11 protein-coding genes and 1 pseudogene are annotated in these 8,328 nt (G+C 68.7%); 4 read left to right on the top strand and 8 right to left on the bottom strand.

Annotated features, from left to right (window positions below):
- Positions 1-115: 115 nt before the first annotated feature.
- From FE811_RS28840 to FE811_RS24630, 4 genes and pseudogenes are all read left to right on the top strand, one after another.
- A pseudogene (locus FE811_RS28840) lies at positions 116-595 on the top strand (alpha/beta fold hydrolase); the annotation flags it as partial.
- A gap of 23 nt (positions 596-618) precedes the next feature.
- Positions 619-744 carry a hypothetical protein gene (locus FE811_RS28490; RefSeq protein ID WP_255469842.1) on the top strand — a complete coding sequence of 42 codons (126 nt, stop codon included), beginning with the start codon at positions 619-621 and terminating at the stop codon, positions 742-744.
- A 115-nt stretch (positions 745-859) separates the two neighbouring features.
- Entirely contained in the window at positions 860-1,279 is a 420-nt protein-coding gene (locus FE811_RS24635; protein WP_140849153.1) for a CBS domain-containing protein, read from the top strand.
- Between the two features lie 30 nt (positions 1,280-1,309).
- Positions 1,310-1,762: a host attachment protein gene (locus FE811_RS24630; protein ID WP_140849151.1), complete on the top strand. Its 453-nt coding sequence runs from the start codon at positions 1,310-1,312 to the stop codon at positions 1,760-1,762.
- Here the strand turns inward: FE811_RS24630 and FE811_RS24625 are convergent.
- From FE811_RS24625 to FE811_RS24590, 8 genes are read right to left on the bottom strand one after another with little or no spacing between them, the layout of a single operon-like run.
- On the bottom strand, positions 1,759-2,409 hold the full coding sequence (locus tag FE811_RS24625; RefSeq protein WP_181180959.1) for a nitroreductase family protein: 651 nt from the start codon (positions 2,407-2,409) through the stop codon (positions 1,759-1,761). The genes FE811_RS24630 and FE811_RS24625 overlap by 4 nt on opposite strands.
- 52 nt (positions 2,410-2,461) lie before the next feature.
- A complete protein-coding gene (locus tag FE811_RS24620; protein WP_140849147.1) occupies positions 2,462-3,421 on the bottom strand; it encodes an SGNH/GDSL hydrolase family protein in 960 nt (319 codons plus the stop codon).
- Complete coding sequence (locus FE811_RS24615) at positions 3,408-4,742, bottom strand: MBOAT family protein (RefSeq protein ID WP_140849145.1); 1,335 nt, start codon at positions 4,740-4,742, stop codon at positions 3,408-3,410. The genes FE811_RS24620 and FE811_RS24615 overlap by 14 nt, the downstream gene beginning before the upstream one ends.
- A 3-nt stretch (positions 4,743-4,745) precedes the next feature.
- The gene (locus FE811_RS24610; protein ID WP_140849143.1) at positions 4,746-5,273 is read right to left on the bottom strand and encodes a hypothetical protein; all 528 of its coding nucleotides are present in this window, start codon (positions 5,271-5,273) and stop codon (positions 4,746-4,748) included.
- 12 nt (positions 5,274-5,285) lie between these two features.
- On the bottom strand, positions 5,286-5,786 hold the full coding sequence (locus tag FE811_RS24605; RefSeq protein WP_140849141.1) for a hypothetical protein: 501 nt from the start codon (positions 5,784-5,786) through the stop codon (positions 5,286-5,288).
- Positions 5,783-6,103 (bottom strand): type II toxin-antitoxin system MqsA family antitoxin, encoded by a 321-nt coding sequence (locus tag FE811_RS24600; RefSeq protein WP_181180958.1) that lies wholly within the window; start codon positions 6,101-6,103, stop codon positions 5,783-5,785. Before FE811_RS24600 ends, FE811_RS24605 begins: the two co-directional genes overlap by 4 nt.
- Positions 6,104-6,107: 4 nt before the next feature.
- Positions 6,108-7,076 carry an alpha-ketoacid dehydrogenase subunit beta gene (locus tag FE811_RS24595; RefSeq protein WP_140849136.1) on the bottom strand — a complete coding sequence of 323 codons (969 nt, stop codon included), beginning with the start codon at positions 7,074-7,076 and terminating at the stop codon, positions 6,108-6,110.
- A 12-nt stretch (positions 7,077-7,088) separates the two neighbouring features.
- Positions 7,089-8,285 (bottom strand): thiamine pyrophosphate-dependent dehydrogenase E1 component subunit alpha, encoded by a 1,197-nt coding sequence (locus FE811_RS24590; protein WP_140849134.1) that lies wholly within the window; start codon positions 8,283-8,285, stop codon positions 7,089-7,091.
- Between the last annotated feature and the right edge of the window lie 43 nt (positions 8,286-8,328).

The following is an 8,328-nucleotide window of genomic DNA, read 5'->3' as shown; positions in this document are numbered from 1 at the left end:
AGCGACTTACTTGGAGAATGTGGGTTTCAACGCCGGCAAAACTATGACGTTTGATAGGTATTTTGGAAGTGCCGGTGTTTGTAGCCTTGGGCCGTCATCATGAAAGGGACTCACGATGTTGGCTATGCGTTACGGTGCCGCTTTGGATCCGGAAGAGGTCGGCTTTTGCACCGTACCAGGCGGCCGGGTTTGGTACAGACTAAATGGAAAGGCGAAATTTGCCTCTGGCGCCGTCCCTCTCCTCTGCATCCATGGCGGGCCTGGTCTGTCGCATCACTATCTTCTTACACTGGCAGCTCTGTCCGACACCCGGCCGGTCATCTTCTATGATCAGCTCGATAGTGGAAACTCCGACAAGCCCGACGATGAGGCAAATTGGCGGCTTCCTAGATTTCTGGACGAGATCTCATGCCTGCGACGCCATCTGAACCTCTCAGAACTCCATGTCTTCGGAAGCTCTTGGGGCGGAACCATTGCAGCCGAATATGCAATATCCAGGCCCAGAGGCCTTAGAAGCGTAATCCTAGCGAGCCCAGCAATCGACGTCGCGCGTTGGGTTAAGTCGACATCTTCCACGTCGTCGATGGTCGGACCGAAATCCGCGCCCACGGCAATCCGATGCCGGTCTTCGGCAACCGCTACCGCGTGGCCGCCGAAGAGCACGGCTCGATCTTTGGCACGGAAAGTCAGGTCCGGGCCAGGGTGACCGAGCTGGTGCTCTACCTTCAGTCGATCCAGCAGTAGGACCGGAAGGCCGGGACCCATCCGGGCCTTCGCCACTCGGCCCGGATGACGGCGGTCAATGCCGGGACGGGCCGGGTGCGGGATCATGGTCCCGGCTTCAGCGACGGAGGATGTCATGAAGGTCAACGAGGTCATGCATGCGCCGGCCGAATGGGTCGGCGCCGAAACGTCGGTGCAGGACGTGGCCGCGCTGATGGCCAGGGCGGACATCGGGGCGATCCCGGTCGGGCAGGACGACCGACTGATCGGGATCATCACCGACCGCGACCTGGCCCTGCGGGTCGTGGCCCTGGGGCGCGACGCGAAGACCACCCGCGCCGACGAGGTGATGAGCCCCGGCGTCGTCTATTGCCGCACCGAAGAGGATGTCGAGGACGCCATCCACCTGATGGACCAGAAGCAGATCCGCCGCCTGCCGGTGCTGGACGACCGCAAGCGCCTGGTCGGGATGCTCAGCCTGGGCGACGTGGCGCATGGCACTGGCCTGCATCTGGCCGGCGAATTGGCGCGCGCGGTGGCCGGGCATCACCGCTAGGACGGAGGCAGGCGAGGAAAGGATCGGATCATGCGTGCCGAGCGTGTGTGGTATCTGGTGCTGAACTCGAACCGGGCCCGCATCCTGCGCGGGCTTCCCGCGCCGCACGAACCGGCCGGGGCGGAACTTTCGCTGCAATCGCGCCACCGCCACCTGCGCGATCACCTGCAGGACCGCCCGACCCGGACCTATGCCATCAGCTCGCCCGAGCGTCGCTCGGGGGTCGAGCCCGCCTCGGACCCGGTGCGCGAGGATTCGCTGCGCTTCCTGCATGAAGTGCAGGACTTCCTCAGCGCCGAACAGCGGGCACAGGCCTTCGACGGACTAGTCGTGGTCGCCCCGCCCGAGACGCTGGGCCTCTGGCGCGAGGGGCTGAGCGAGCCGCTTGCGCTGGCGATCCGGGCCGAGGTGGCGAAGAACCTGGTGCGGCAGTCGTCGCACGAGCTGGTCGAGACCCTGCGCCAGTTGCCCGGCGGCGTTTAGGCGGGCCAGCCCACCGGCTGCACGAAGGTCGGGTAAAGCTCTGGTGGCAGGGCAAGCCTGGCGCTGACCGCCGCACGGTCCAGGCCGCCGACCAGGCAGGTGCCAAGCCCACGGGCCGCGGCGAAGAGATAGACGTTCTCGGCCGCGATGGCGGCGTTGACCGTGGCCCAGAAGCGCCGCTCGTCCTCGGTCGGCGCGGCCTGCAGCTTCGCAAGCTCCGAGACGAAGATCAGGCAGGCCGGGGCGGTGGCGACGAAGGGCTGCGGCGACAGGGCCGGGCGGATGTCCTCGGGCGTCACCTGCGTGGTGGCGTCGGTGGCCGGATCATAGGCCAGCACCCCCTCGGCCGTCGCGACATGCACCCTGACGTCCGCCACGCCATGCCAGGTCGGCGCGGTGTGAAGGCCCGTTTCCGGCCGGTTGACCCCGAAGGCGGCCCAGAGCAGCTCGGCCAGCAGGCCGGGGTCGATGGGCCGGTCGGCGAAGGCGCGGGTGGACCGCCGGTTACGCAGCGCCTCGGTCACCGAGAGCTCGGCCGGGGTCTCTGCCCGCAGCGGCAGGGGCGCTCCCAGAAGCGCCGGGGCAAGGCCCGCGGTGACCAGAAGGCTGCGGCGCGACAGCGGGGGGTGGGGGTCGAAGGCGGGCATGGCGTTCCTCCGGTCTGGCCTGGGAACAGGCTGCGGCGCGGCGGGGGCTGCGTCATTGACCGCTGTCATCGGCTCGCAGCAGATCGGCCAGCCCCGCCTCCAGCCAGCGCAGGACGCCCGTCCGGTTCAGGTGGTCGGCGTCGAAGAAATTGCGTGTCTCGGGCAGCGCGGTCGAGAAGTCGTGGACCGGGACAGCATGGTCGGCGGCAAGCGCGGCGAACCGGGCCTCGAACTCCGGCAGGGCGGGAAGGGCCTGGCGGAAGGGCTCGGGCAAGGGCGGGCGGACGATCACCACCCGCGCGCCGCGCGCCTGCGCCAGCTGGATCAGTGCCTGAAGGTCCTGAAGCCCGCGGCCCATCGCGGCGGGGTCGGGCGGGCCGGGATACAGGAAGGCGATCCGCGCCTTGGTCGCAGCAGCGTTGGGGCGGGGGGCGGTGTCGAACTTCGCCTCGGCCTCCCAGCTGTCGGGGGCGAACCGGGTCCGGTCGTTGATCCGCGCGAAGCCCGAGACATAGGCGACCCAGGTCTGCCAGGCCAGGCCACGCGGCACCGCGGCCCAAAGCGTCGCCACGGTCACCCGGTCGGCTGGGATCTTCGGCAGGACGTCGCTGTCGGCCAGCCGGTCCTCGTTCCAGCGGCGGTCGGCGAAGGCGAAGCTGTCCAGCACGATCAGCACCCCGCGCGTCTGGTGGTCCGCGAACCAGCGCTCGGCGATCACCCGCATCAGGAACGGCCCGCCCCCGGTGACCGCCAGCGTCAGCGTCCCCTGCCCCGTCCGGTCGCGCAGCACCTCGGGCATGTCGGCAAAGCCCAAGGGCAGCGCGTGCGAGGCGCCGAGGATGATCCAGTCCACCCGCTCGGGCGCGGTGGCGATGCGCAGGAAAGGGTTCTGCCGCCCGTGCTGGCGCAAGGTGGCGTCGGACCACAGGAACAGTGCCGAGTAGATGATCGCTCCGAAAGCCAGGAAGGCCAGGATACGGCGCGGGCGCCAGGTGTCGTCAGAACCCGGCATAGATGAACCCCGTATCCTCCCAACGCCCCATCAGCAGCAGAAGCGCCATCCCCGCATAGAACCCCGTCCAGCGCAGCGCCAGCGGGGCGGCGGTCACACGCTCGGCCAGGGGGCGGGGGGTGGCGATCTCGACAGCCAGCAGCGCGAGGATAAGGGCAATGCCCAGCTTGTGGTCGGCGGTGTAGGGGAAGGCCGCGATCAGTCCGGGCAACTGGCCCAGGCTCTCCCCGATCCGCGCCAAGATCATCAGCGCATCCGCCGGAGTGGCGGCGCGGAAGAAGACCCAGGTCACCAGGATCAGGTGGAAGGTCAGCAGGGCCCACAGCGCCCGGGCCAGCTTGCCCTGCGGGCTGGGCAGAAAACTCTCCCCCACCACCAGCGCCCCGTTCAGCAGCCCCCAGATCACGAAGCCCCAGCCCAGGCCATAGCCAAGCCCCGCGTGCCAGAGGCCCGAAAGCAGGAACACCACCATCAGGTTCACCCCCTGCCGCGCCCGCCCCCTGCGGCTGCCGCCAAGCGGGATGTAGACGAAATCGCGGAACCACTGGCCCAGCGTGATGTGCCAGCGCGAGGACCAGAACTCGGTGACGGTGGGTGACAGGTAGGGCCGGTCGAAGTTGCGCGACAGGCGCAGGCCGACCAGGGCGGACAGGCCTATGGCGATGTCAGCATAGCCCGAGAAATCGCAGTAGATCTGGAAGGCGAAGAAGTAGCAGGCGAGCAGCAGGTCCACCGGCGCGGCATGGGCCGGGATGGCGAAGGCCGCGTCGACCGTGGGGGCCAGGCTGTCGGCGATCACCAGTTTCTTCACCAGGCCAGACAAAAGGAAGGCAAAGCCCAGCGTGGCCAAGCCGGGCCGCAGCGACAGGGCCGAGAGCTGCGGGATCAGGCTCTGCGGCCGCTCGATCGGGCCGGCGAGCAGCTTCGGAAACCAGACCAGGTGCAAGGTGGCATCGGCCGCGCCCCAGCTTTCGCCCCGCCGCAGGAATTCGGCCAGCAGCGCGATGGCGGTGAAGCAGTAGAAGGACAGGCCCGGAGGCGCCCCGGGGTCCGGCAGGCCAAGGGCGTCGGCGAACTTGGCCCAGACCAGCAGCGCCACCAGCGCCGCGAGGACGGCCTTGCGGGCCGCGGGCAGGGACAGCGCGACCAACGCGGCCCCGGCCACGCCGCCCAGCCAGATCAGCCGCATCGCGTCGGGCGCGGCATAGAACCCCAGGCTTGCCGCGATCAGCCAGGCAGGCCGCAGCCGCAGGGGAAGAGCAGCGATCCCGAGAAGGACCAGCGCGAGGAAAAGCCAGAAGCTGAGGTCCGCGTAGGACATGGCCTAATAGGACGCACCCCCGGCGCGCAGCTCGGGCGGAATCGCATCGATGGGGATGCCGGCGTTGACGGTCAGGTAATCGGCAAGCTGCCCGCGCTCTTCGGGCGTGAGGGGGACGCCGACGTGGCTTGGCTTGCCCATCGTGCCAAGCCAGGCCTCGCGCGCGCGGGCCTGGGTCACCACCACGGTGACGATATGGCAGGACTGGCAGCGCGCCAGCGTCATGTCGCGCCCGTCAAGCGGCAGGGCGGCGGGGTCGATCGGTGCCGCATAGGCCAGGTAGTCGGCCAGCGTCTGCGCCTGCCATTCGTCCAGCCCCGTCACCCCCGGCAGGTCGCCCGCGGTGATCGCCGCCAGCCAGTCGGCCGCCGGGCGCTTTTCGGTCAGCTTGCCCGCCAGCGCCGGGTCGGCCGTAAGCAGAGGCTCCAGGATCGTCCGCCCGCCTTCGGGCATGAAGGCGAAGGTGTCCACCTGCGCCAGGGCCATCCCGGCCGCGCCAAGGGCAAGGACCAGAAGCCACCGGATTTTCATCGGCTCCCCCTTTCAGAAGCGCAATTCGGGCGGCACGTCCTCCACCCGCATCGGCATGTTGATCGCCGAATAGTCGGCGAAGATCTCGCGTTCGGTCTGGGACATCGGGATGTCCTTGTGGAAGGGCGAGGCGAAGATCACCAGCCAGCCGTTCCGGTCGCGCCGCTGCATCAGGTAGCCGGAAAACAACGAATGGCAGGACTGGCACTGCACCAGCGCCAGGTCGCGGCCATCGGGCGGCAGGGACTGCACGTAGTCCGAAGGGGCCACGCGCGACAGGTAGGCGGCCAGGGTGGCCCGCTCGCGCTCGGACAGGTCCGAAGCGGTCAGCGCACCCAGCCATTCCTCGGCGCTGCGGGTGGCGGCCAGCGCCTCGGCCTGCGCCTCGGGGGTCGGGAAGGCGCGGGCCATGAGACCGCGCCCGCCGTCGGGCATGAAGGCAAAGGGATCGACCTGCGCCGTCCCGACGCCCGCCAGCAGCGCAAAGGCCGCAAGCACCAGCACCCGTCTCATCCCGGGTCCCCGAAGTCGATGACCGGGACGACCATCTGCCCGACCGGCTCGGCGCTGGCGAACCCCCTGCCCCGCAGCCGGTCCAGCTGCACGACCGTGGGGTCGGCCACGAATTCCTCGCCGCATTCCGGGCAGACCATCGCCGGGATGTTCCGCACCACGACCAGGCTGTCGCCCTGCCAGAAGGCGGTGCGGATGCGCGTGGGCCGCAGGATCCCGCTCGAACAGTGGTCGCAGACCACCTGGAAATCCGCGGCAAGGCGTTCGGCCGGGGCGGCGTCGATTGTGCCGGGGTCGATCATGTTGGCGGCCTTCATCGCATCACACCATCTTCTTCGCGGCATCGACGATCCGCGAGGCATCGGGCCGCATCCAGCCGAACATCTCGGGCGAGGCCGGGGGCGGCGCGTCGGGGAAGGCGATGCGGCGGAAGCGGGCGCCCTCGACGTTCTCGGCGCAGCGGGCCACCACCTCGGCCGCGGGGCCAAGCGTGTAGTAGGTCTGGTCCACCGCCAGCAGGCGCTTCGTCTTGGCGACCGAGGTCACCAGCGTCTCGGTGTCCATCTGCTTCAACACGCGCAGGTCGATGACCTCGACCGACATCCCCGCTTCGCCCAGCCGTTTCGCGGCTTCCAGCACATCGGGCATCCCCGCGCCCGATCCGACGATGGTCAGGTCCGTCCCCTCCTGCCGCACCGCCGCCTTGTCCAGCGGCACCTCGTAGGGCTCGTCCGGCACCTCTTCGGACAGCATCCGCAGACCCGCGGGGTAAAGGTAGACCACCGGGTCGGGACTGCGCAGCGCCGCATGCATCATCCCCTTGGCGTCATAGGGGGTGGACGGCACCACCGTGCGGACGCCGGGGATGTGCATGTAGGTGCTGTCGATCTCATAGTCGGAATGTTGCCCGGCAAATCCCGGCGTCTGGCCGGTCATCTCCATCACGAAGACCACGGGCATCGAGGCCTTGCCGCCGGTCATGTGGCGCAGCTTGCCGGCGTGGTTCTGGATCACCTGGAACGGCATCCCGGCGCCCTGATAGGGGATGTAGGTCGCCGCCCGCGACCCCGCGAGGCCCGCGCCCAGCACGGCCGAGGCCATCCAGTTTTCATCGATCCCGGTATTCACCACCCGCTTGCGCCCGAATTCGGTTTCCAGGTTGATCACCGGCATCCCGGCGTTCGAAGCGACCGGCGGGGTCAGCTCGAAGATCCAGATCATCGCGGGATCGGCGCGCATCTCGGCCGCGACGGCCTCGAGCACGGCATACATCCAGGTCTTGACGGTCATGGCTGATCCTCCTCAGGCGATCTGGCGAGGAAGGACCTCGCCTTCCGCGAAGACATGTTTCAGCCCGTCCTCGGGCGTGCAGAGCGGCTGTTCGGCGGCCCATTTGAAGGCCTCCTCGACCTCGGCCTTTGCCTCTGCCTCGATCGCATCCGCGGCCTCGGCGGTCAGGACACCCCAGTCGATCAGCGTCTTGCGGGCGATGTCGACGGGATCGCGCTGCATCCAGGCGCGGACCTCGCGTTCGGGGCGGAAGGACGTGATGGCCAGCGGGTCATAGCCGAAGGCGCCGAGCTTGCCGACCTCGGCCCCCGGGGCGCCCCAGTGGTTGTAGTAGCGGTAGGTCTTGGCCTCGATGAAGCTGGGCCCGCCACCCGACCGGGCGCGGTCCACCGCCTCCTTCGCGGCGTTGTAGACCTGGAACACGTCCTGCCCGTCCACCACCCGCGCCGGAATGCCGTAGGCCCGCGCAGCGTCGGCAATGTCGGTGTGGGGGCTGGAGTAAGAGTAGTGGGCGTACTGGTGGTACAGGTTGTTCTCCAGAACGTAGATGAACGGCAGCTCCAGCAGGCGGGCGTTGTTCAGGGCCGAGTGGAAATGCGGCGTCGCATAGGTGCCGTCGCCGCCGAAGACCACGGCCACCTGGTCCGAGCCGCGTGCCCGGAAGGCGAAGGCCGACCCCGTGGCGATAACATGGCCCGGCCCGATCATCCCGTCCGCGCCCATGAACCCGACCGAGGGGTCGGCGATATGCATCTCGGCCGCATGGCCGCCGTTCAGGCCGGTCGAGCGGAAATCCATCTCGGCCTGCATGAGCTTCATGTCCACCCCCTTGGCCAGGGCATGGCCCGACGGGCGGTGCGTCGAATAGATCAGGTCCAGCTGGTCGAACGGCCCTTCGTTGCGCAAGGCCGCGCAGACGCCGGTCGCCACCGCCTCCTGCCCCGCGTAGAAGTGGTTGTAGGCCCGGTAGGCCGGGTCGGTCAGCATCTTGTCGGCCATCGTCCGCTCGTGCCAGCGGATCCGAAGGATCGTCTTCAGCATCGCCTTCAGCTTGTCGTCGGGCAGATCCATCGCGAAATATCCGATCTGACCCTCGGCCCGCGCGACCGAGGCGGACAGGCCCGCCACCGCCCCGGCGATGCCCGCCACCTGCATGAAGCCGCGTCGCGACAACCCGCCAGCGGTCCGATTCGAAGTCTCGGCGCTCATCCTCTGGTCCTCCTCCAGCCGACATTCCCCAAGTGGCCTGCCG

The sequence above is a fragment of the Paracoccus sp. FO-3 genome (assembly GCF_006386455.1).
GTDB lineage: Bacteria > Pseudomonadota > Alphaproteobacteria > Rhodobacterales > Rhodobacteraceae > Paracoccus > Paracoccus versutus.
This window is presented reverse-complemented; position numbering and strand designations above follow the sequence as displayed.

What these genes read in the sequence shown, in the direction of transcription:
- FE811_RS24590 (WP_140849134.1), bottom strand. Translation starts at nt 8,285, where the DNA reads ATGAGCGCCGAGACTTCGAATCGGACCGCTGGCGGGTTGTCGCGACGC.
- FE811_RS24635 (WP_140849153.1), top strand. Translation starts at nt 860, where the DNA reads ATGAAGGTCAACGAGGTCATGCATGCGCCGGCCGAATGGGTCGGCGCC.
- FE811_RS24595 (WP_140849136.1), bottom strand. Translation starts at nt 7,076, where the DNA reads ATGACCGTCAAGACCTGGATGTATGCCGTGCTCGAGGCCGTCGCGGCC.
- FE811_RS24605 (WP_140849141.1), bottom strand. Translation starts at nt 5,786, where the DNA reads ATGAGACGGGTGCTGGTGCTTGCGGCCTTTGCGCTGCTGGCGGGCGTC.
- FE811_RS28490 (WP_255469842.1), top strand. Translation starts at nt 619, where the DNA reads ATGCCGGTCTTCGGCAACCGCTACCGCGTGGCCGCCGAAGAGCACGGC.
- FE811_RS24630 (WP_140849151.1), top strand. Translation starts at nt 1,310, where the DNA reads ATGCGTGCCGAGCGTGTGTGGTATCTGGTGCTGAACTCGAACCGGGCC.
- FE811_RS24615 (WP_140849145.1), bottom strand. Translation starts at nt 4,742, where the DNA reads ATGTCCTACGCGGACCTCAGCTTCTGGCTTTTCCTCGCGCTGGTCCTT.
- FE811_RS24620 (WP_140849147.1), bottom strand. Translation starts at nt 3,421, where the DNA reads ATGCCGGGTTCTGACGACACCTGGCGCCCGCGCCGTATCCTGGCCTTC.
- FE811_RS24600 (WP_181180958.1), bottom strand. Translation starts at nt 6,103, where the DNA reads ATGAAGGCCGCCAACATGATCGACCCCGGCACAATCGACGCCGCCCCG.
- FE811_RS24610 (WP_140849143.1), bottom strand. Translation starts at nt 5,273, where the DNA reads ATGAAAATCCGGTGGCTTCTGGTCCTTGCCCTTGGCGCGGCCGGGATG.
- FE811_RS24625 (WP_181180959.1), bottom strand. Translation starts at nt 2,409, where the DNA reads ATGCCCGCCTTCGACCCCCACCCCCCGCTGTCGCGCCGCAGCCTTCTG.